This window comes from Cupriavidus cauae (genome assembly GCF_008632125.1).
GTDB lineage: Bacteria > Pseudomonadota > Gammaproteobacteria > Burkholderiales > Burkholderiaceae > Cupriavidus > Cupriavidus cauae.
In genome coordinates, this window is the sequence record NZ_VWRN01000045.1 from 343,966 (window position 1) to 365,822 (window position 21,857).

The 21,857-nt window shown below is 68.6% G+C and carries 16 protein-coding genes and 1 pseudogene; 11 read left to right on the plus strand and 6 right to left on the minus strand.

Going from position 1 to position 21,857, the window contains the following annotated elements:
- Positions 1-40: 40 nt before the first annotated feature.
- From F1599_RS17660 to F1599_RS17670, 3 genes are all read left to right on the plus strand, one after another.
- Complete coding sequence (locus F1599_RS17660; protein ID WP_149315922.1) at positions 41-541, plus strand: sigma-70 family RNA polymerase sigma factor; 501 nt, start codon at positions 41-43, stop codon at positions 539-541.
- Positions 538-1,524 (plus strand): FecR domain-containing protein, encoded by a 987-nt coding sequence (locus F1599_RS17665; protein ID WP_150083942.1) that lies wholly within the window; start codon positions 538-540, stop codon positions 1,522-1,524. The genes F1599_RS17660 and F1599_RS17665 overlap by 4 nt, the downstream gene beginning before the upstream one ends.
- 253 nt (positions 1,525-1,777) lie before the next feature.
- On the plus strand, positions 1,778-4,231 hold the full coding sequence (locus F1599_RS17670) for a TonB-dependent receptor (protein WP_150083943.1): 2,454 nt from the start codon (positions 1,778-1,780) through the stop codon (positions 4,229-4,231).
- 36 nt (positions 4,232-4,267) lie between these two features.
- Here F1599_RS17670 and F1599_RS17675 read toward each other — a convergent pair whose 3' ends face one another.
- Positions 4,268-4,936 (minus strand): GntR family transcriptional regulator, encoded by a 669-nt coding sequence (locus F1599_RS17675; protein WP_149315919.1) that lies wholly within the window; start codon positions 4,934-4,936, stop codon positions 4,268-4,270.
- A 371-nt stretch (positions 4,937-5,307) separates the two neighbouring features.
- Between F1599_RS17675 and F1599_RS17680 the strand changes: the two genes are divergently transcribed.
- The 4 genes from F1599_RS17680 to F1599_RS17700 all read left to right on the plus strand — a co-directional run bounded on the left by F1599_RS17680 (position 5,308) and on the right by F1599_RS17700 (position 10,886).
- On the plus strand, positions 5,308-6,555 hold the full coding sequence (locus F1599_RS17680) for an MFS transporter (RefSeq protein WP_150083944.1): 1,248 nt from the start codon (positions 5,308-5,310) through the stop codon (positions 6,553-6,555).
- Positions 6,556-6,566: 11 nt separating this feature from the next.
- On the plus strand, positions 6,567-7,322 hold the full coding sequence (locus F1599_RS17685) for a LamB/YcsF family protein (RefSeq protein ID WP_150083945.1): 756 nt from the start codon (positions 6,567-6,569) through the stop codon (positions 7,320-7,322).
- Between the two features lie 27 nt (positions 7,323-7,349).
- On the plus strand, positions 7,350-9,041 hold the full coding sequence (gene pxpB, locus F1599_RS17690; RefSeq protein WP_150083946.1) for a 5-oxoprolinase subunit PxpB: 1,692 nt from the start codon (positions 7,350-7,352) through the stop codon (positions 9,039-9,041).
- Between the two features lie 87 nt (positions 9,042-9,128).
- Complete coding sequence (locus tag F1599_RS17700; RefSeq protein ID WP_150083948.1) at positions 9,129-10,886, plus strand: acetyl/propionyl/methylcrotonyl-CoA carboxylase subunit alpha; 1,758 nt, start codon at positions 9,129-9,131, stop codon at positions 10,884-10,886.
- A gap of 97 nt (positions 10,887-10,983) precedes the next feature.
- Here the strand turns inward: F1599_RS17700 and F1599_RS17705 are convergent, their stop codons facing one another.
- Positions 10,984-11,304: a hypothetical protein gene (locus F1599_RS17705; protein ID WP_149315913.1), complete on the minus strand. Its 321-nt coding sequence runs from the start codon at positions 11,302-11,304 to the stop codon at positions 10,984-10,986.
- Positions 11,305-11,691: 387 nt separating this feature from the next.
- On the opposite strand from F1599_RS17705, the gene F1599_RS17710 reads away from it, so the two are divergent.
- Positions 11,692-14,331, plus strand: coding sequence for a beta-glucosidase (locus tag F1599_RS17710; RefSeq protein ID WP_149315912.1), 2,640 nt, complete (start codon positions 11,692-11,694; stop codon positions 14,329-14,331).
- 35 nt (positions 14,332-14,366) lie between these two features.
- Here F1599_RS17710 and F1599_RS17715 read toward each other — a convergent pair whose 3' ends face one another.
- Positions 14,367-15,323 carry a TIGR03571 family LLM class oxidoreductase gene (locus tag F1599_RS17715; protein ID WP_150083949.1) on the minus strand — a complete coding sequence of 319 codons (957 nt, stop codon included), beginning with the start codon at positions 15,321-15,323 and terminating at the stop codon, positions 14,367-14,369.
- 61 nt (positions 15,324-15,384) lie between these two features.
- Positions 15,385-16,509 (minus strand): alkene reductase, encoded by a 1,125-nt coding sequence (locus F1599_RS17720; protein WP_150083950.1) that lies wholly within the window; start codon positions 16,507-16,509, stop codon positions 15,385-15,387.
- A 236-nt stretch (positions 16,510-16,745) separates the two neighbouring features.
- On the opposite strand from F1599_RS17720, the gene F1599_RS17725 reads away from it, so the two are divergent.
- Complete coding sequence (locus F1599_RS17725; protein WP_150083951.1) at positions 16,746-18,488, plus strand: ATP-binding cassette domain-containing protein; 1,743 nt, start codon at positions 16,746-16,748, stop codon at positions 18,486-18,488.
- A gap of 222 nt (positions 18,489-18,710) precedes the next feature.
- Here F1599_RS17725 and F1599_RS17730 read toward each other — a convergent pair.
- A pseudogene (locus F1599_RS17730) lies at positions 18,711-19,100 on the minus strand (helix-turn-helix domain-containing protein); the annotation flags it as partial.
- Between the two features lie 101 nt (positions 19,101-19,201).
- On the opposite strand from F1599_RS17730, the gene F1599_RS17735 reads away from it, so the two are divergent.
- A complete protein-coding gene (locus F1599_RS17735; protein WP_150083952.1) occupies positions 19,202-19,747 on the plus strand; it encodes a DUF2938 domain-containing protein in 546 nt (181 codons plus the stop codon).
- An 89-nt stretch (positions 19,748-19,836) separates the two neighbouring features.
- On the opposite strand, the gene F1599_RS17740 is transcribed toward F1599_RS17735, so the two are convergent.
- Complete coding sequence (locus F1599_RS17740; protein WP_149315907.1) at positions 19,837-20,403, minus strand: TetR/AcrR family transcriptional regulator; 567 nt, start codon at positions 20,401-20,403, stop codon at positions 19,837-19,839.
- Positions 20,404-20,591: 188 nt separating this feature from the next.
- Between F1599_RS17740 and F1599_RS17745 the strand changes: the two genes are divergently transcribed.
- Positions 20,592-21,824, plus strand: coding sequence for an efflux RND transporter periplasmic adaptor subunit (locus F1599_RS17745; RefSeq protein ID WP_223819716.1), 1,233 nt, complete (start codon positions 20,592-20,594; stop codon positions 21,822-21,824).
- Positions 21,825-21,857: the final 33 nt, after the last annotated feature.

The following is a 21,857-nucleotide window of genomic DNA, read 5'->3' on the forward strand; positions in this document are numbered from 1 at the left end:
ATCTGCGCGGTTTTCTGGCCGTTCCCATCCTGTTCCGCCCATGCCCGCTCCGAGCCGAAGCACGACACTGCACGCACTCTATTGCGATCATCACGGCTGGCTCCATGGCTGGCTGCGCAAGCGCCTCGGCAACGACTGCGAGGCGGCCGATGTGGCGCACGACACCTTCCTCCGGGTCTATGCCGGCCCACGCGCACTCGACCATCTGTCCGAGCCGCGTGCCTTTCTGACCCACGTGGCCAAGGGGCTGGTGGTCGATCTCTACCGTCGACGCGCGGTGGAGAAGGCCTACCTGGACAGCCTCGCCCAGCTGCCTGAAGCGCTGGCGCCTTCGCCCGAGACGCGGGCACTGGTGCTCGAGGCCCTGCACCGGATCGACGCGATGCTGTGCGCCATGCCCGTGCGAGCGCGCGAGATCTTCCTGTTGTCGCAGCTGGACGGCCTGACCTACGCGGAGATCGCGGCGCGGCAAGGCATCTCGCTGCGAACCGTGAAGCGGCAGATGCGCGACGCCTTTCTCGCCTGCCTGTCGGCGATATGAGCCGCGACCGTGGGGCGGGGACGGTGCCCGCCAGCATCCTGGCCGAGGCGGCCAACTGGATGGTACGCATTCAGTCGGATCCGCACGACGCCGCGCAACTGGCCGAACTGCACGCCTGGTGCGCGCGCAGTCCCGCGCATGCCCGGGCCTGGCACCAGGCGCAGCAGGTGCTCGGCACGTTCGACAGCGTGCCGGCCGCGTTGCGGCGCACGGCGTTGGCGGGACTCGCGCGCGAACAGCGGCGCCGGGCCACCCGCAAGCTCGCCCTGATGCTGGTGGGCGCCCCGGCCGCCTGCCTGGCCTGGCGCTTCGCCCCGTGGGAGGCGATGACCGCCGGCATCCGTACGGCAGTCGGCGAAACCCGCGAGGTACGGCTGGCCGATGGCACGCGGGTCACGCTGGACACGGACAGCGCGATCGACGTGTCCTATTCCGACAGCACGCGCCTGATCAAGCTGCGGGCGGGCCGCATCCTGATCGACACCGAGCCGGACCCGGCCGCCGTGCCCCGGCCCTTCGTCGTCGAGACGCCGGACGGCGTGCTGCGCGCGCTCGGGACGCGCTTCGTCGTTCGCCGGCAGTCCGACGCCAGCCACGTGGAGGTCTACCAGGGAGCGGTGGAGGTTCGGCTGCGCCGCGACGGCGCGCCGCTGCGGGTGGGCAGCGGGCAATGGCTGCGCTTCGGCGCCGGGGAGACGGCATCCGGCGCCGCGCTCGACGGCCTGGGTGCGGCGTGGGCGCACGGCATGCTGGCCGCGCGCAATCTGCGGCTGGAGGCGCTGGCCGAGGAACTGGCGCGCTATCGCCCCGGCATCGTGCGCTGCGATCCGGCCATCGCCGACCTGCGCGTGACCGGGGCCTTCCCCTTGCGGGACACGGACCGCAGCCTGGACCTGCTGGCCGAGACGCTGGGCATCCGGGTGCGCCGGTGGACCCGCTACTGGGTCATGCTCGAGCCCGGCGACGCCGGCTCCTCGCGATAGTACATAGGCCCGGGGCGAGCCAGCCGGCCCGCCTTCATGCGCCGCCAGCCCGGCTCATGCGCCGCAGGCACGGCGCATGCGCCGCGGGCACGGCTCATGCGCCGCCAGCCCGCTTCATGCGTTCCCGGCCCCCCCTTGCGCTCGCTGCACGTGGCCCCTTTTTTCCTCTCGCCCGGTGTACCTGTTGTAGGCCGGTCCCGCCCCAGCGGGCACCGGTCCGATCGTCGACTGGTCACTGGTGTCGGAAAGGAACATGTTCGTGGCAATCTCCTGCAATTCCCGGTTTTATCCCAAGCACGGCGTGCTGACGCGGGCGCTGTCCCGTGCCCTGTCCGGCACCGCATTGAGCCTGTGCGCCACGCTGGCCGTGCCGGACGCCGCGCTGGCCCAGGCCGCTGCCCCGGGCGGCGCGTCTTCCGCGCGCAGCTACGCGATTCCGCCCGGACCGCTTGGCGATACGCTGGCGCGCTTCTCCATCGAGGCCGGCGTCCCGCTGTCGTTCCCGTCGGGGCTGGTGGCGGGGCTGCGCAGCGAAGGCCTGAACGGCGCCTATGACGTCCAGGCGGGTTTCGCGCGGCTGCTGCAGGGAACGGGCCTCGAGCTGGCCGCGACCGGCAGCGGGGCGTACACGCTGCGCCGGCGCCAGGCAGCGCCGGCGGCGGAGGTCGAGCTCCAGCCCGTCACGGTCACCGCCTCCGCCACGGCGGAGCGCGTTGCGCCCGCTTACCCGGGCGGCCAGGTCGCGACCGGCGGCGGCCTGGGCCTGCTGGGTAATCGCGACATCATGGACACGCCGTTCAGCCTGACGGCGTACACGCAGGAGCTGATCCAGGCGCAGCAGGCCAGCAGCATCGCCGATGTCGTCAACAACGATGCCTCGGTGCGCAACGTGAACCCGCGCGCCGGGCGCTTCGACCAGTTCTCGATCCGCGGCTTCCCGGTGCTGAACAGCGACATCGCGCTCAACGGCCTCTATGGCGTGCTGCCCACCTATGCGGTGGCGGTGGAAGCGGCCGAGCGCATCGAGATCCTGAAGGGACCGAGCGCCTTGCTCAACGGCATGGCCCCCAGCGGCGCGGTGGGCGGCGCCATCAACGTGGTGTCCAAGCGCGCGCCGGCAGAGGCGGTGAATCAGTTCACGCTGGGCTACGCATCGGACTCGACCTTCGGCGGACATGCCGACGTGGCGCGCCGCTTTGGCGAGCGGCAGGAGTTCGGCGTGCGCTTCAACGCCGCGTACAAGAACGGCGACACCTCGGTCGATCCGCAGTCGCTGGAGCGCAGCCTGGCAACGCTCGGGCTGGACTACCGTGGCACGCGGCTGCGCCTGTCGGCCGATTTCGGCTATCAGCAGCAGAATGGCGACGCGCCGCAGGAGCGGGTGACCGCGGCGGCGGGCGTGCCGCTGCCCGATGCCTCGCGCATTCACCGCAACTATGCCCAGCCCTGGACCTTCGCCGACACGCGCGACAGCTACGTGGCGCTGCGCGGCGAGTACGACGTGAGCGACGACCTCGAGGTGTATGGCGCCTTCGGTGCCCGCCGCGGGCGCTACGAGTTCCTGCGCATGGCGGTCGCCGCGCGCGACGCCGCCGGCAACTTTGCCAGCGCGCCGTTCCGTTTCCTGCGCGAGGAAGACGCGTACACCGGCGAGATCGGTGCCCGCGCGCGCTTCGCCACCGGACCGCTGCGCCACCAGCTGAACGTGAGCGCCTCGGTGTTTCATCTCGAGGCCGGCAATCTGCGGCAGAACTTCGGCACGATCCGCTCGAACCTGTACAACCCGGTCGTGGCGCCGCGGCCGTCCTTCGCGGGCCTGAGTTCGGATGTACCCAAGGCGGAAGAGACCGAGCTTTCCAGCCTGGCGCTGGCCGACACGATTTCCGCGCTGGACGAACGGATCCAGCTGACGCTGGGCGCGCGCCTGCAGCGCGTCCAGTCCGATTCGTTCGACGCCACCGGGCAGGTCACCAGCCACTATGACGAACGTGCCGTCACGCCGGCGGTGGCGCTGGTGGTCCGGCCCTGGAAGCAGGTCTCGTTCTACGGCAACTACATCGAGGGCCTGAGCCAGGGGCCCACGGCGCCCAGTACCGCGGCCAACGCCGAACAGATGTTTGCGCCGATCAAGTCCAGGCAACTGGAGGCGGGCGTCAAGGTGGATTTCGGCAGCATCGCGACCACGCTCAGTGCGTTCCGCATCGAGCAGCCCACCGGCTTGACGGACCCGGCCACCAATGTCTTTTCGGTCGCCGGGAAGCAACGCAATACCGGCCTGGAGTGGAATGTGTTCGGCGAACCGGTGCAGGGCGTGCGGGTGCTGGCCGGCGCGATGTATCTGAACGGCCGGCTCAGGGAAACGGCGGAACCGGCCAACAACGGCAACGTCGCCCCGGGCACGCCGCGCTACAACCTGAACGCGGGCGTGGAGTGGGACACGCCCTTCCTGGCGGGGCTGACGCTGTCGGCGCGCGTACTGCGCTCGACGTCGCAGTATCTCGACGCCGCGAACCGGCAGCGGATACCGGCCTGGACGCGGACCGACATCGGCGCCCGCTATACGCTGAAGGCAGCCGGCAAGCGCGTGACCGTGCGCGCCGCGGTGGAAAACCTGTTCGACAAGTCCTATTGGGCCTCCGCCTCGGCCAATGGCCTGACGCTCGCCACTCCGCGCACCTTCCTGGTCTCGACGACGATCGATTTCTGAGGCTGCCGCCGCGGTGGCACCTTCGCGGGCCCGCGCTCAGCGCCCCTTGAAGACCGGGTGCCTGGCGCAGGCCGACAGCACGATGCGCTCGGACTGCACCAGATAGTCGTTCAGCGCCGCGGCACACTCGGCCAGCTTGCCCGACTCGAACAACTGCAGGATCTGCTGGTTCATCTCGACATAGGGCCCGTGCAGGAATTCGGGGTCCTGCAGCATGCCGAACGCCAGCCGCAGTTCGGCCAGCAGGTGGGAGAACATCACGTTCAGCCGCTCGCTGTCGGCCAGTTCCACGATCGCCATGTGGAACTCCATGTTGGCGGTGCCCGCGCCCTGCCAATCGCCGCTGTCGCGGCAACGCAATCCCGCTTCCACCGCCTGCCGCATGTGCTTTCTCGCCGGATGGCTGGGGTAGGCCTGCGCGATCGCCTGGCATTCGATCAGGCGGCGGACCCGGTAGATGTCGATGATCGCCGCGATGCTCGGAATGGCCACCGCCACGCCGCGGTTGGGCTCATGCTTGAGCAGACCCTCCTTGGTCAGCACGCGGAAGGTCTCGCGCAGCGTATTGCGCGAGATCTGCAGGCTTTCGCTGAGCGCGGCTTCGGACAGGCGCTGCCCGGGCGCGAAGTCGCCATGCAGGATGCGCTGGCGGATCTGCTCGGTGACCCGTTCGGCCAGGTTTCTTACGTCGGAACTGGTTGTCATGTCGGCTGCAAGGGGAACGGGACTTCGGCCCGGCATCGGTCGGCCCGGTATCAGCCGTGTCCCGTATCGCGGGATGTTACCCCAGCTTTGTTCAACAACCTGCGCCAGATTGGTGCGACTTGGCTCGGCCATGCAGGCCTAGGTGTATACCAGAATCGATCCGAACGAATGATTGTTGAACAATCCATCCACGGTGGTTGAGTCAATGCGTGCAGATACATCAACATGGCACGTGCCTTGCCAAACAGCGCTGCGGTGGAGGGGCGGCTGTCTGGCGGTCCCGCTCACTGCCTCGACGTCGTCGCCGCGGCGTCATCAAACCGCGCGACGAGCATCCCCACGTTTTGCCGTTATCCCGAGTGAGCGCAACCATGTGGCTTAAAGAAACATCGCAGGAAGAGCGCAAGACGCTCTTTGCCGCCTTCGTCGGCTATGGGGTCGATGCCTTCGACTACATGATCTACACCTTCATGATCCCCACGTTCATCCTGGTATGGGGCATGACCAAGGCCGAGGCCGGCTATATCGCGACGGGCGCGCTGATCAGCTCCGCGATCGGCGGCTGGCTGGCCGGCATCCTGGCCGACAAGTACGGCCGCGTGCGCGTGCTGCAGCTGACCGTGCTGTGGTTCAGCTTCTTCACGTTCCTCAGCGGCTTCACGCAGTCGCCCGAGCAGCTGTTCGTGACGCGCATGCTGCAGGGGCTCGGCTTTGGCGGCGAATGGTCGGTCGGCTCCGTGCTGATCGCCGAAATGATCCGCGCCCGCCATCGCGGCAAGGCCGTCGGACTGGTACAGAGCAGCTGGGCGGTGGGCTGGGGCCTGTCGGCCATTGCCTTCTGGGCGGTCTACGCGGTGTTCGAGCAGCAATACGCGTGGCGCGTGCTGTTCTGGATCGGCGTGCTGCCGGCGGTCTTCATCCTCTATATCCGCCGCAACATCAGCGAGCCCAAGGTGTATCGGGAGACCCAGGCCAAGCTCGCCGTCACCGGGCAGAGCAACAACTTCATGCTGATCTTCAAGCCGGGGGTGCTGCGCGTGACCGTGCTGGCGAGCCTGCTGGCAACCGGCATGCAAGGCGCCTACTACTCGGTGACGACCTGGCTGCCGACCTACCTGAAGATGGAGCGCAACCTGTCGGTGCTGAACACCAGCGGGTACCTGATGGTGCTGATCGCCGGCTCGTTCGCCGGTTACCTGACCAGCGCCTGGCTGTCCGACCACCTGGGTCGCCGGCGCTGCTTCATGCTGTTCGCCGTAAGCGCGGCGATCCTGGTGATCTGCTACACGCAGCTGCCCATCACCGACGCCGCGATGCTGGTGCTCGGTTTCCCGCTGGGCTTCTTCCTGTCGGGCATCTTCTCCGGCATGGGCGCTTACCTGACCGAGCTGTATCCGAGCCATATCCGCGGCTCGGGACAAGGCTTCTGCTACAACTTCGGGCGCGCGGTCGGTTCGGTATTCCCGGCGATGATCGGGCATATGGGCGCGACGATGTCGCTGGGCGTCGCCATCGGCTATCTCGCCGCCGGCGCCTATGGGCTGGTCGTCGTCGCCTGCCTGCTGCTGCCGGAAACGCGCGGACGCGAACTGCTGGGCGAAGCCGAGCCCGCGCATTGAGGTCCGGCGCCATGCAAATCGATCTGAACAGCGATCTGGGCGAGAGCTTTGGCGCCTGGCGCATGGGCAACGATGCCGCCATGCTGGACATCGTCAGCAGCGCCAACGTGGCCTGCGGCTTCCACGCGGGCGATCCGGCCGGCATCCTGCGGACGCTGAAGGCCGCGAAGGCGCGCGGCGTCGCGGTGGGGGCCCACGTTTCGTATCCGGACCTGCAGGGCTTCGGCCGCCGCAACATGGATGTCGCCAGCGAGGACCTGATCGCCGACGTCCTTTACCAGATCAGCGCGCTGGCGGGGATGGCGGCGACGGTCGGCACCGCGGTGCGCTACGTCAAGCCGCATGGCGCGCTGTACAACACCATCGCGAGCGACGAGCGCCAGGCACGCGACGTGATCACCGCGATCTGCAAGTTCAATCCCGAACTGGCGCTGGTTGCGCTGGCCGGCTCGCCGCTGGTGGGCTGGGCGCGGGATGCGGGCCTGCGTGTCATTGCCGAGGCCTTCGCCGATCGCGCCTACACGCCGCAGGGCACGCTGGTATCGCGCCGCGAACCGGGCGCGGTGCTGCACGACGCCGACGAGGTCGCACAACGGATGTTGCGGCTCGTGCGGGAAGGCACGGTGGTCGCCATCGATGGCAGCGTGGCGCGCGTCGAAGCGCAATCGATCTGCGTGCATGGCGACAGCGCGGGCGCGCTGGAGATGGCGCGCGCCGTGCGCGGCGCGCTCGAGCGCGACGGCGTCAAGGTGTCTGCGTTCGCCTGAGTCAGAAGGCCCGATCTGGAGCTTGTTTTGCGTTTCCTGCCCGTTTCCTCGAATGCGCTGCTGGTCGAGCTGGCCGACCTGGACCAGACGCTGGCCCTGCTGGCCTCGCTGCAGCGCGACCCGCTTCACGGCGTGGCGGAGCTGGTGCCCGCCGCGCGCACGATTCTCGTGCACTACCGCCCGTGGGCGACCAGCGCAGGCGCGCTTGTCCGCGCCATCGCCGCGCGCGACCTGTCGCAGCGGGTCGAACGCAGCCATACGCTGATCGAGATTCCGGTTCGCTATGACGGCGAGGACCTGGCCGAGGTCGCCGAGCTGCTCGGCATCACGCCCGACGAAGTCGTGCGCCGCCACACCGGCAGCGAATACACGGTGGCCTTCACCGGCTTCGCGCCCGGCTTTGCCTACCTCAGCGGCGGCCATCCGTCGCTGGACGTGCCGCGCCGCCGTACGCCGCGCACGCGCATTCCCGCCGGCGCGGTGGGTCTGGCCGGCACCTTCAGCGGCGTGTATCCGAAGGCAAGCCCCGGCGGCTGGCAGATCATCGGCACGACGCCAGTGGCGATGTGGGATCTCGGCCGCGAGCCTCCGGCGCTGCTGCAGCCCGGATTTCGCGTGCGCTTCGTCGATATGGCGACGCTGGAAGATGCGGCGGACAGAGCGGCGGACACAGCGGCGGACACAGCGGCGGACACAGCGGCGTACATGGCGGCGTACATGGCGACGGCGCGCGTGGACGCGCCTGTGCCCGACGCCGGGACTGCGGCTGCGCTGCGCAAGGAGCAGGGCAGTGCGGCGTGCGCCGCGGCCCTGAAGGTCACGGGCACCGGATTGCAGACCGTATTCCAGGACCTGGGCCGCCACGGCCAGGCCGGGCAGGGCGTATCGGCCTCTGGCGCGCTTGACCAGGCGGCGCTGCGGATGGCGAACCGCCTCGTCGGCAATCGCAGCGACAGCGCCGCGCTCGAAACCGTCGGCGGCGGCCTGCAACTGCAGAGCGACGGCGATACCGTGCTGGCCGTCACCGGCGCCGACGCACCGCTGACCGTGCGCACCACCGATGGCCGCCAATGGCGCGTGCCGACGCATCAGGCGGTGGCCCTGGCCGATGGCGACACGCTGAGCATCGGCCAGCCGTTCGCCGGCGCCCGCTGCTATGTGGCGGCACGTGGCGGCTTTGCCGTGGCGCCGGTACTGGGCAGCTGCGCGACCGACACGCTGGCCGGCATCGGGCCCGCGCCGTTGTCGGTGGGCGACGTGCTTGGCGTCTTGCCTGCGCCGGCCGGTGCAGTGGTTGGCATGCCCGAGCAGCCCGCCACCGATCTGCCCACGATCGAGCAAGACGTCGTGCTCGACGTGGTGCTGGGCCCGCGCACCGACTGGTTCACTCCCGAGTCGGTCGCGCGGCTGGCCGCGCAACGCTGGCAGGTCACGCCGCAGTCCAACCGCGTGGGCCTGCGGCTGGCGGGCGAGGCGCCGCTGGAACGCGCCATCACCGGCGAGCTGCCCAGCGAAGGCACCGCGCTGGGGGCGCTGCAGGTGCCGCCCAGCGGCCAGCCGATCCTGTTCCTCGCCGACCATCCGCTGACCGGCGGCTATCCGGTGATCGGCGCCGTGGCGCCTCACCATCTGGATCGCGCCGGCCAGATTCCGGTCGGGGCGTGGCTGCGATTCAATCCGATCGGCCCCTTCGAAGAACTGCAACCGTCCGCCGGCTGAGCGGGCGCTCTTTTACCGAGACCCGCACCGAGATTCGTACCGAGACCCGTACCGAGATTCGCACCCAGACCCGCACCGAGATTCGCGATGAAGAAAGTCCTGATTGCCAACCGTGGCGAGATCGCCGTTCGCATCGTTCGCGCCTGCGCGGACTATGGCGTCGGCTCCGTGGCCGTCTATGCCAACGCCGATATCGACGCGATGCATGCGCGCCTGGCCGACGAGGCCTACGGCCTGGACGGCGACCGTCCCGCCGACACCTATCTGAACATCCCCAAGCTGCTCGACATCGCTCGCCGCAGCGGCGCCGATGCCGTGCATCCGGGCTACGGCTTCCTGTCGGAAAGCGAGGCCTTTGCGCAGGCGGTGATCGACGCGGGGCTGACGTGGATCGGCCCGTCGCCGGCGACGATCGCGCGGCTCGGCGACAAGGTGGAAGCGCGCAAGATCGCGCTGCGGGTCGGGGCTCCGCTCGTGGCCGGCACGCCCGAGCCGGTCGCCGACGCCAGCGAGGTGCTGGCCTTCGCCGAACGGCACGGCCTGCCGATCATCATCAAGGCCGCATTCGGCGGCGGTGGCCGCGGCATGAAGATCGCTTGGCGCATGGACGAGGTCGAGGAGCTCTATGCCTCGGCGGTGCGCGAGGCGGTCACCGCGTTTGGCCGCGGCGAATGTTTCGTCGAGCAGTTCCTCGACAGGCCGCGCCATATCGAGGCGCAGGTCCTTGCCGACCGGCACGGCAACGTGGTCGTGCTCGGCACGCGCGACTGCTCGCTGCAACGCCGGAACCAGAAGCTGGTCGAAGAGGCCCCCGCGCCGTTCCTCAGCGAGGAACAGCGTGCGCGCATTCACGCCGCGGCCCGCGACATCTGCGCGGCGGCCGAATACACCAGCGCCGGCACGGTCGAATTCCTGCTCAGCGCCAGCGGCGCGATCTCGTTCCTCGAGGTCAACACGCGGCTGCAGGTCGAGCACCCCGTGACCGAGCAGACCACCGGCGTCGATCTGGTCGTCGAGCAATTGCGCGTGGCCGATGGCCTGCCGCTGTCGATCACCGACACCCCGGCGCCGCTGGGACATGCGATCGAGTTTCGCATCAATGCCGAGGACGTTGGCCGCGGTTTCCTGCCCACGCCCGGACCGGTGCAGCGCTTCGATGCGCCCTCAGGCCCGGGCGTGCGGGTCGATTCCGGCGTGCAGTCCGGTTCGGTCGTGCCCGGTACCTTCGACTCGCTGATGGCCAAGCTGATCGTCACCGGCGCGACGCGAGAACAGGCCTTGGCGCGCGCGCGTCGTGCGCTGCGCGAATTCCGGATCGAGGGCGTGGCGTCGGTGCTGCCGTTCCATCGTGCCGTGATCGATCACGCGGATTTCGTCGGCACGGACGGTTTCAAGGTCCATACGCGCTGGATCGAATCGGATTTCGCCGAGCCGCTGGCCGCGGCCGCGCGTGCCGAGCCGCAGCCCGACGGCAGCCTGCTGCGCACGGCCATCGAGATCGACGGGCGCCGCATGGAGCTGGGCTTGCCGGCTCAGCTGCTTCGCGGATTGGCCAATGCGCCGGCCGGCGACGGCGCTATGGATGCCGCGCGGGGGGGCGCCATCAATGCCACCAATGCCACCAATGCCACCGACGCGGCCGAGCTGGCGTCGCCCATCGCCGGCACCGTGCAGGCATGGAAAGTCGCGATCGGCGACGAGGTCAAGGAAGGCGATCTGATCGCCGTGATGGAAGCGATGAAAATGGAGATGCAGGTCCACGCGCATCGTACGGGCCGGCTGACACGGCAAGCCCCGGCCGGTACGTTCCTGGCCGCCGGCGCACCACTGGCCAGCATCGAGTGAAACGCATCGGCACCGCGATGGCGAGAGCCGAAGACTGAAGGCGGTGCCTCAATGCCGTCGATGCATCGATGCCTCAATGCCTCAATGCCTCAATGCCTCAATGCCTTGGCGGATTGCGATCCTGTCCCGGCGGCGTTTCCGTCGGCCGCACCGTCTGCTGGCCCACCGGAGCCTGGCTGACTGGCGATACCAGTTGCGAGGGATCGACGGCGGGGTTGGCGCCAATGCCTGCGGTCCCGCCGTCGGTGCTGCCGGTCGCGGCCGGGGCCTGATTCAGGCCCACCGACGAATCGCCGGAATCGCTGCCGCCGCATGCGGCAAGACCGAACGACAGACCGATGGCGAGCGCCGCGATACTGCCTTTCGGCACCAGGGCACGACATACCGTGCGGATTCTGCGCCTGCGATGCAGAGCCATCTCTACCTCCTGCGATATGGCATCGAGGATGCTTCCGAGCAGCGTTCGCACGCTGCTCGCATCATGTTCGCACTGCGTGCGCCGCGGTGTCGGCTTGCGGCTCGATAAGGCGAATCAAACTTGCGTACGTCCCTGCGTACGCGTTGGCGTACGAATTGGCGTACGTGTTTGCGGACTGCACGCTTCGTTGCCTGATAGATCAACGCGAAGAAGGACGGCATCGACGCGCGCCAATCCAGTCTTGCAACAAAGCCCGCGCGGTAAAAGTTCAATTCTGTAACGGAACGTTACGCATCTTCTCTTTCGCGCAGCGCGCACTACCGTCTCCCTAAGCGCCGTTTCTCGGCGCCCTTCAATGCCGCGGCATCGCTGCGCAAGGGAGGCATCATGCGTGCTCGTTTCCTCATGACCGCGCTGATCGGCGCGGGCGTCCTCGCTGCGCATTCGGTCCCCGCGCAAGCGCCTTCCACCGACGCGCAGATCAATGCGATCGTGCAATCGATCCTTGCGCAGATGACGCTGGCCGAGAAGCTCGAATACGTCAGCGGCACGGGCGCATGGGACATCAAACCGTTGCCGCGTCTCGGGCTGCCGCAAATCAAGGCAAGCGATGCAGGATTGGGCGTGCGGCTCAGCAATCCTGTAGGCGTTGCCTATCCCGCGGGCCCGGCATTGGCATCGACCTTCAATGCCGATCGCGCCAAGCAGATGGGCGTGGGCCTAGGCCTCGAAACGCGTCTGAGCGGCTTCCAGCAAATCGCCGGCCCCGGGCTGAACATGTATCGCACGCCGTTCTCGGGGCGCGCCTTCGAGTATCTGGCGGGTGAGGATCCCTTCCTTGGCGCCGTGCTCGGTGCCGCGCAGATCAATGGCATCCAGTCGCAGAACGTCTGGGCCGACGCCAAGCATTACATCGCGAACGAGCAGGAGGTCAATCGCTTCAACCTGATGGAAACGGTCAGCGAGCGGGCACTGCGCGAGATTTACATGGTGCCGTTCGAGTCGGCGGTAAAGAACGCCAACGTTGCCGTCGTGATGTGTGGATTCCAGGGCCTCAATGGTGCAAATCCGGTTTGCGAAAGCCATGCGGCGATTCAACAGACGCTGAAGAACGAGTGGGGCTTCAAGGGCTTCGTGGAATCGGACTATGCCGCGCTCAAGCACACGCTGCCCGCGGCAGTGGCCGGCGTCGATATCGAGCGGCCGTCCGCCAACATCTTCTCGCCGGGCGCGCTCGGCGCGCTGCTGGCGAACGAACAGCTGAGCCAGGCGACGCTGGACGACAAGGTGCGCCGCATTCTCGGCCGTCTGGTCGCCTATGGCTTCATTGGCGGCGTGCCGGCGGCAACCGGCGAATCGCATCCGCCGTTTGCCGAACGGGCGGCGCTGGACGTGGCGCGCGAAGGCATCGTGTTGCTGAAGAACGAGGGGCAGCTGCTGCCGCTGCGCCGCGAGACGTCACGCAATATCGCGGTGGTGGGCAAGCTCGCCACCGGCGCGCCGCCGACCGGTTTCGGGAGTGCCCATATTGCGGCGGCGCGGTATATCAGCGAAATCGACGGCCTGCGGCAGATCGCCGGCACGGGCGCCAATATCGTGCTGCTCGATGCCGTCACGCTCGATCCCGCGCGCTCGGCATGGACCACGCCCAGCGGCGCATCCGGCGTGCAGGCACAGTACTACGCCAACCCGACTTGGAGCGGCGCGCCGGTCCTTACCCGCGTCGAACCGATGATCAATCTGGACACCTCCGGCGGGGCGCCGCAGAGCGGCGATTACCGCGGTCCGGTCTATGGCGGTGGCGGCACGGCGCAGCCGGCGTCGGTGCGCTGGACCGCCACCATCCGGCCCACTGTCAGCGGTGCGCACGTATTCAAGGCGCGTGCGAACGGGGCCGTCCGCCTCTACATCAATGGGCAATTGGTGATGGACAACGGCGACGGCAATCCGCTGCCCGGCAATGTCATCCCGCCGACCATTCCCGTCAATGCGCGGGTGATGCTGCAGGCGGGCCAGACCTACAACGTGCAATTCGACTACTCGGCAAGGCCCGGATATATCGCCGTGTTCGGTGGTTTCCTGGGCGCGCAGCTCAGCTGGGCGTCGCTGCAGGCGCCGCCGAACCTGTCCGGCTTCGATGCCGTCGTGGTCGCGGCCGGCCACAGCGCCGAATACGAGGGCGAGGGCTTCGATCATCCGTTCACATTGCCGGAGTTCCAGGACGAGCTGATCGCCAATCTGTCACGCGCCAATCCCCGCACGATCGCGGTGCTGCACGGTGGCACCGGCTTCGACATGCAAGGCTGGATCGATGGGGTCGGCGCGGCGCTGCACGCCTGGTATCCGGGACAGAACGGCGGCCAAGCCCTGGCCGAGATCCTGTTCGGCGATGTCAATCCCTCCGGCAAGCTGCCGATCACGATCGAGCGGTCGATCACGGACAACCCAACCTACGCGAATTATCCGCAGGCATCGAACGACCTGAACTTCAGCGCGATGACCTACACCGAGGACATCTTCGTCGGCTATCGCGGCTTCGAGCGCAGCGGTAGAAGGCCGTTGTTCCCGTTCGGCTTCGGGCTGTCCTATACCCGCTTCAACTACGGCGCGTTGAGCGTGTCGCCCGGCATTGCCGCCGGCAGCGGGCGCGTCGCGGTGTCGTTCGATATCACCAATTCCGGCGAGGTCGCTGGCGCGGAGGCGGCGCAGGTCTACGTCGCGCAATCCGGCTCTGCCGTACCGCGCCCCGTCAAGGAGCTGAAGGGCTTTGCCAAGGTCTTCCTGCAGCCGGGCGAGACGCAGCGCGTGACGGTCTACCTGGACCAGCGCTCGCTGGCGTACTACGATGCCGCGCGCAATGCGTGGGTGACGGAGCCCGGTGCGTTCGACATCCTGGTCGGTGCATCGTCGCAGGACATCCGCCTGCGCGGGCAGCTGTTCAATCTGTTCCGATCGGTCACCAATACGCGGGTCAGCAATCCGCTGCCCGCGCCGGAACTGGTTCGATTGGGGCCGGTGCATCCATAGCCCGATGCTGGTCATGGCGCCATGCCGTCATGCCGTCATGCCGCCATGGCGCCGGGCCCCTGCCGATCGGCCTCCGCATGGAAATGCGGCAGCACGTAGGCCGCGATTTCCTCCATCGCGTCGCTGACCGGCCGTTGGCTGCGGCGGAAATGCAGGCCGACATGGCGCACGCCGGCCTCGCGCATCGCGTGCAGTTCCTCGATCAGGCCGTGGCGCCCGACCGCGCCGCCGAAGCGGTGCCGTTGCATGGGCGCATCCGGGTCCGCCAGCAGGTCCAGATGGATGAAGCTGATGTAGGGCTTGTCGCCGGCGACCTCGCGCCATAGCGCGCTGCGGCGGACATGGTCCTGCGGGGTTCCGGGATAGGCCAGCCAGCCGTCCATATGCTGCCCGACCCAGCTCGGCGTCTGCTGCGCCAGCCCGGCCACCAGCAGGGGCAGCGGACCCGTGGGGCGCGGCAACAGCGCGATCCCGCTCGGCAGGTCGGCGCCGCCGTTGCGCAGCAGCGCCACCTGCTCGCGGAAATTCTGTCCGCGGTTGTCGAAGTCACGGCCGAAGATCGGGTATTCCACCGGCCGGTCGCCGCTGGCCACGCCGAGCAGCAGCCGGCCGTTGCTGAGCTGGTCGATGGTCGTGGCGGACTTCAGCGTCAGATAGGGATCGCGCAGCGGCAGCACGATGGCCGCCGTGCCGAGCAGGATGCGCTCGGTGATGCCGGCCAGATAGCCGAGGTAGGAAAAGGCCTCGAAGACCTGTGCGGCGTCGCCGAATTGCGGATCGTACAAAGGCACGTCGCGTACCCACAGCGCGCGAAAGCCCGCGCGGTCCGCCAGTTGCGCCAGCGCGCGATGCGCCGACAGATCGGGCTCGCCCGGCAGGCGCCCGTCGCGCTGGCGCGCGGCCTGGCCCGCGGGCGACCAGTCGTTGTCGAGCGGCAGCTCCACGCCGATGCTGAAGCCGCCCGAAGTCAATGTTTCCAATGCCGATGACATGACAGATTCTCCAGGCAGGCGCGCGGGCCTGCCTCTGCTGCTGAGCCGATGACGGGCCGCGTCAGGCGGCAGCACTAGCCGCGGTTGCCGCGTACTCGGGGTAGTCGGTATAGCCCGCGGCGCCGCCGCCGAAATAGTTGGCACGATTGCCCGGATTCAGCGGCAGGTCGTGACGCAGCCGGTAGGGCAGGTCAGGATTGCCGATAAAGCTGCGGCCAAACCCGATCAGGTCGGCCCAGCCCTTCGCCAGCGCTTCCTCGGCGCGCGCCTTGTTGTAGTTGCCCGAATAGATCAGCGTGCCGGGATAGACCTCGCGCAGCGCCTCCTTGAAGGCGGGCGGCATCACCGGCGCGTCTTCCCAGTCGGCCTCGGCGATGTGGATATAGGCGACGCCGATCTTGCCGAGCGCGTGCGCGGCGGCGAGATAGGTGGCTTCAGGCGTGTCGTCGACCGCGCCCTGCAGCGTGGTCAGCGGGGCCAGGCGCACGCCGATGCGATCCTTGCCGACCACGTCGGTCACGGCCTGCGCCACCTCCTTCAGAAAGCGCAGGCGATTGTGCAGCGATCCGCCGTATTCGTCGGTGCGCGCGTTGGCCTGCGAATCGATGAACTGGTTGATCAGGTAGCCGTTGGCCCCATGCAGCTCGACGCCGTCGAAGCCCGCGTCGAGCGCGTTGCGTGCGGCCTGCGCGTAGTCGGCGACGATGCCGTGGATCTCCGGAATCGTCAGCGCGCGCGGCGCCGAGTGCTGGACCATCTCGCCGGCGCCGCCGGCCGGACCCTTGCCTTCCACATCGATAAAGACCTTGACCCCTTCGGCCACCAGCGCGGACGACGACACCGGGGCCGCATTGCCCGGCTGCAGCGAGGTGTGGGATACACGGCCGACGTGCCAGAGCTGGGCAAACATGATGCCGCCGGCGCCGTGCACCGCGTCGGTGACCTTGCGCCAGCCGGCAACCTGCTCCCGCGTGTAGATCCCCGGCGTCCATGCGTAGCCCTGGCCCTGCTGGCTGATCTGCGTGCCTTCGGAAATGATCAGGCCGGCCGAAGCGCGCTGCCGGTAGTACTCGGCCATCAGGTCGGTCGCCACGCCGCCATCGCCCGCGCGCGAGCGGGTCATCGGCGGCATCACGATGCGGTTCTCGGTGGTCAGGTTGCCAAGGCGATAGGGCGTAAACAGCATGGGTTCCTCTCGGTTTCGGTTGCGGACCGGCGTGGCGGCGGGCCATGCCGATGTGCGATGCAGCCATTGTGGGGAACGCATGCGTGTGGAAACACCCGGTCACGGGCAAATGATTCTTGCGCGAGGGTCAAGGGTCATGCCTGGCCTGGCGATACAGGGGCGGTATCCTTCGTCCGGGCCGTCGATCCAGGACGGTTCACGCCTGAGGGCACCGAACAAAAAACGATGAGGGCTTGATGACGGAGTCGAATTCCACCCCCCGTAAACCAGCGATCGGCCTTGCCGGCGCGGCGCGCGATCTCTATCGGGCGCTATGGCATCACGCCCGCGGCGTGCGGGTTCAGCTGGTCGGGGCTTCGGGCCTGCTGGCTGCCGCGCAGCTGCTGCGGCTGACCATGCCGTGGCTCGCCGCGCAGGCGATCAACGCGCTGCAGCGTGACAACATCGCCGAGGCGGGCCGCTGGATCGTCTATCTGGTCGGCATCTACCTGCTGTCGTGGCTGCTGCACGGTCCGGGCCGCGTGCTCGAGCGCAACGTGGGTGTGCGCGTGCGCGAGCGGCTGGGCGACCAGCTCTATGCGCGCATCGCCGCGGCACCGCTGGCCTGGCGCGATGGCCGGCATTCGGGCGAGCTGCAGCACCGCGTGGTGCAGTCCAGCCGCGCGCTGTCGGACTTCGCGCAGAACCAGTTCGTCTACCTGCAGAACGCCTTCAATTTCGTCGGCCCGCTGGTCGCGCTGACGATGCTTTCGCGCACCAGCGGCCTGATCGCGGTCACCGGCTACGTGGTGATCGCCCTGATCATCCTGCGCTTCGACCGCACGCTGATGCAGCTGGCCCGCGCGGAAAACGACGCCGAGCGCCGTTATGCCGCCGCGCTGCTCGACTTTGTCGGCAACGCCGGCACCGTGATCGGGCTGCGCCTGCAGGCCGCGTCGCGCACGCTGCTCGGCCGCCGGATGGCGGCGGTGATGGCGCCGTTGCGCCGCGCGGTGATGGTCAACGAGGGCAAATGGTTCGCGGTGGACCTGCTCGGCATGGGGCTGACCTGGATCCTGGTGGTGATGTACGTGCTGCAGGAGCGCTCGCCGGGGCAGGCGGTGCCGCTGGGTACCGTCTTCATGATCTACCAGTACGCACAGCAGGCCGCGTCCGTGGTGGGCTCGATGGCGGCGAACTTCCAGAGCTTCGCGCGGATGCATACCGACTACGGCAGCGCCGAGCCGATCTGGGAGGCGCCCGGCGATCCGGACGCCGCCGTGCCGGCCGTGGTGCCCGATGCCCCGTGGCAGACGCTGGAGCTGCGCGGCGCCACCGTGCACTACGCGGACGGTTCGCGCGGCGGCCTGCATGGCATCGACCTAATGCTGCGCCGAGGCGCGCGCGTGGCCTTGATCGGCCCGAGCGGCGGTGGCAAGAGCACGCTGCTGCGGACGCTCGCCGGGCTCTATCACCCGCAGCACGGCGAACTGCGGCGCGATGGCGCGGCGGTGGGCTGGACCGAGCTGCGTACGCTGGCCACGCTGATTCCGCAGGAGGCCGAGGTCTTCGAGGCCAGCGTGGAGGAGAACCTGACCTTCGGCTTGCCGGTGGACCCGGCGGCGCTGACCGGCGCCGTGCATACGGGCGGGTTCGACGAGGTGCTGCACCGCCTTCCCGACGGCCTCGCCAGCGCCATCAACGAGCGCGGCGGGAACCTGTCGGGCGGTCAACGGCAGCGGCTGGCACTGGCCCGCGGCGCGCTCGCGGCGCAGGGAAGCTCGCTGCTGCTGCTCGACGAGCCGACCAGCGCGCTCGACCCGCAGGCCGAGGCCAGGGTATTCGATCGCATGGATGCCGCCTTTCCGTCCGCCTGCATCGTCGCGTCGGTCCATCGGCCCAGCCTGCTTGCGCGGTTCGATTCGATCGTGGTGATGGAGGGCGGCAAGGTCGTCGATGCCGGGCCGCGCGACGAGGTGCTCGCCAGGCGGGCGCATTGAATCGGCTCAGCGATCGTTCCGGCGCCCGCTTGTGCGGCCCGTGTCTGTGCGAGCCTTATCTGGACGTGCCTTGGCTGTGCGCGGCTGATCAGTACGCGCGCCAGCAGTACGCGCCCCAGCAGTACGCGCATTATCGGGACGCGCGTTATCTGTCCGCGATTTGCCGGACCCGGAACGGATAGCGACGGGCCTCGCGCGCGCCGCGCCTGTCGCCGTGCCGCTTCCCAGCGCGCCCGCCGCCGCGGCGCGCAGCATGCGCCGGAACGTCGGACACTCCAGATGGCTCGGCGCCGGGCAGACCGCGGCATGCCGCAGCCCGTCCCGCATCGCCGTCAGCCGGCGGATCGTCCGGTCCAGTTCGTCGGCCTTGGCGGAAAGCCGCGCGCGGTCGATGCGCGGCCGGCCGTCGCTGGCAAACATCAACCCGATCTCGTCCAGCGAAAAGCCCGCCGCCTGCCCGAGCGCGATCAGCGCCAGCCGGTCCAGCACGGCCGGCTCGAACACGCGCCGCAATCCGCGCCTGCCGACCGACACGATCAGTCCCTTTTCCTCATAGAAGCGCAGCGTGGAGGCGGGAACGCCAGATCGTTGCGCCACTTCGGCAATGTCCATCTCCGCGGCCCTTGACTTCAAGTTGACTTGAAGTGCCATGATGGCTTCCATGGACCTGGAATGCAACTGCGAGGAGCCGACGATGAATGAGGAGGGTGCCCATGCATGACGCTGCCCGTTTGCTGCTACTGGCCGTGGCCATCGGCGCCGGCGCAACGCTGGCGATGGATCTCTGGGGCCTCGCGCAAAAGCACTGGCTCGGCATGAAGCCGCTGGATTACGGCATGGTCGGCCGCTGGCTCGGCCACATGCCACGCGGCCGCTTCCGCCACGAGGCCATCGGACAGGCGCCGGCGATTCCGGCCGAACGCCTGATCGGCTGGACCGCGCACTACGTGACCGGCATCGCGTTCGCGGCGGTGCTGCTGGCGGTATGGGGGCCGCAGTGGGCCTGCCGTCCGACCATCGGCCCCGCGCTGATCGTGGGGCTCGCCAGTGTGGTGTTTCCCTTCCTGCTGATGCAGCCCGGCATGGGCGCCGGCATTGCGGCCCGCCGTACGCCAAAGCCCGGCGTCGCGCGCTTGCGCAGCGTCGTCACGCACGGCGTATTTGGCCTTGGCCTCTACGCGTCGGCCAGGCTGATGCTGGTGCTGAACGGCGCGCTGGCAGGATCGCAGATCGGACTGCCGGGATTCTGCGGCGCGTAGCCGCTGGAGCTACGTAGCTCGATCGATGTCATGCCGGGCGCTGAAACCGGCCGTTGGAGCAACCCGCTTGCCCCAACGGCCTTGCGCCATCAGGCGGGCCTCGCCCCCGCTCCCTGCAGGAAGGCGCGCTCCGCCAGCCCCGCCAGGCCGGCTCGCGCGATGCGTCCGCGCCGTTCTCCGTCGAGCAGGCCGATCAGCACCGACGCCCAGATTTCCGTCAGCGCCTGCGCAGTGATGTCGATACGAAAGACGCCCTGCTGCTGGCCGCGCAGAAAGAAGGCGTCCAGCTTGCCCTCCCAGTCGGTCTGCCAATCCGACGAGACGCCGGAAACGACCTCGCGCCAGTAATAGATCAGGAACGCCGCCACCTCCCGTTGTTCGACCATGTTCGCATTCAGGCGCCGCAGTGCGTCAAGGGGAGAGGGATCGTCCAATCCGGCGGACTGGATGACGTTGGCCAGCACGCGGACACAGTGGTCGATCAGGCGGGAAATCAGTTCGTCCCGTGTCCGGCAGAACCGGTACAGCGTCGCCTTGCTGATGCCGACGGCCTTGGCCAGGTCCTGCAGGGTGCCGCGAGGCTGGTCGACGAGCGCCAGTGCCAGGGCGGCGAGAAGGCGGCTGTGGTCTTCATTCGATGCAGTGACAGCCGTCATGACAGGGTGAAATCCATGTTTTGTATCTCAAGAAGCACTTTATGTGGCTTTTGCGGGGTAACGCGTTGCGCCTGCGACCCGGATTATCCGGCAAAAACGACTTCCACCACACCATATGAATCTTTATTGATTCATATGATGAATGCGCGTACCATGCGCTCCTTTGCCGAACATTCGAGAAGGTAGACATGAAGCACTTTCCAAAGCGGGGGTGGCGCGCGCTGACCATGGCGGCGGCGGTCATCGTCACGGCGGCATGCGGCAATGCGGAACAGCCGGCCGCGCCGGCGGCTCCCTCAGTCGAGGTGCTGACGTTGCAGCCCAGGCCGATGGCGGTCAGCAGCGAGCTGCCCGGCCGCATCGAACCGGTTCGTGTCGCCGAGGTGCGGGCGCGGGTCGCCGGCATCGTGCTCAAGCGCAACTTCAAGGAAGGCAGCGACGTCAAGGCGGGCGATGCGCTGTTCCAGATCGATCCCGCGCCGTTGCAGGCGGCGCTGTCGCGCGCCGAGGGCGAGCTTGCGCGCGCGGAAGCCGCGCTGGCCGACGCCGATGCGGTGGTGCGCCGCTATGCCCCGCTGGTCGAGATCGAGGCGGTCAGCCGGCAGGATTTCGATGCGGCGCAGGCCACGCTGAAGAGCGCGCAGGCCGCGCGCCGCAGCGCAGCCGCGGAAGTCAAGACCGCGCGCCTGAACCTGGAATACGCGACGGTGCGAGCGCCGATTTCCGGCCGGATCGGCCGCGCGCTGGTCACGGAAGGGGCGCTGGTCGGGCAGGGCGAGGCGACGCCGATGGCGACCATCCAGCAGCTCGACCCGGTCTATGTCGACTTCAAGCAGCCGGTCGCCGACGTCCTTCGCATGCGCGAGGCGCTGGAGCAGGGCCGCTTGCAGCAGGCGCCGGAAGGCGGCGTTCCGATCGTGGCGACCATCGAAGGCACCGACAAGAAGCGCGAAGGGCGGCTGCTGTTCTCGGACATTTCCGTCGACCGCGGGACCGGACAGGTGTCGCTGCGCGGCCAATTGCCCAACGCCGACAGCCTGCTGCTGCCCGGGATGTATGTGCGCGTGCATGTCACGCACGCGATCGATCCCGCGGCGATGCTGGTGCCGCAGCGGGCGGTGCGGCGCAATCCCGATGGCAAGGCGCAGCTGCTGGTGGTGGGCAAGGGCGACGTGGCCGAGACCCGGCAGGTTCGTACCGGCCCCATGCAGGGCGCCGAGTGGCAAATCCTCGAGGGCGTGAAGCCGGGCGAGCGCATTGTGGTCGGCGGCGACGCAAGCCCCGGGCAGAAGGTCACCATCGCCCCGGCGGCGCCGGCCAGGCAGGCGGCCGGGCAAGCCGGCCAGGGCGGCCAGGGCGGCCAGGCCGGTCATGAGCGCGAGGCCGCGCCCTCGAACAGTCCTCCGGCGGAACGAGGCTAGGCGCGCAGGCGCCGCGCCACTGAATAACAAATC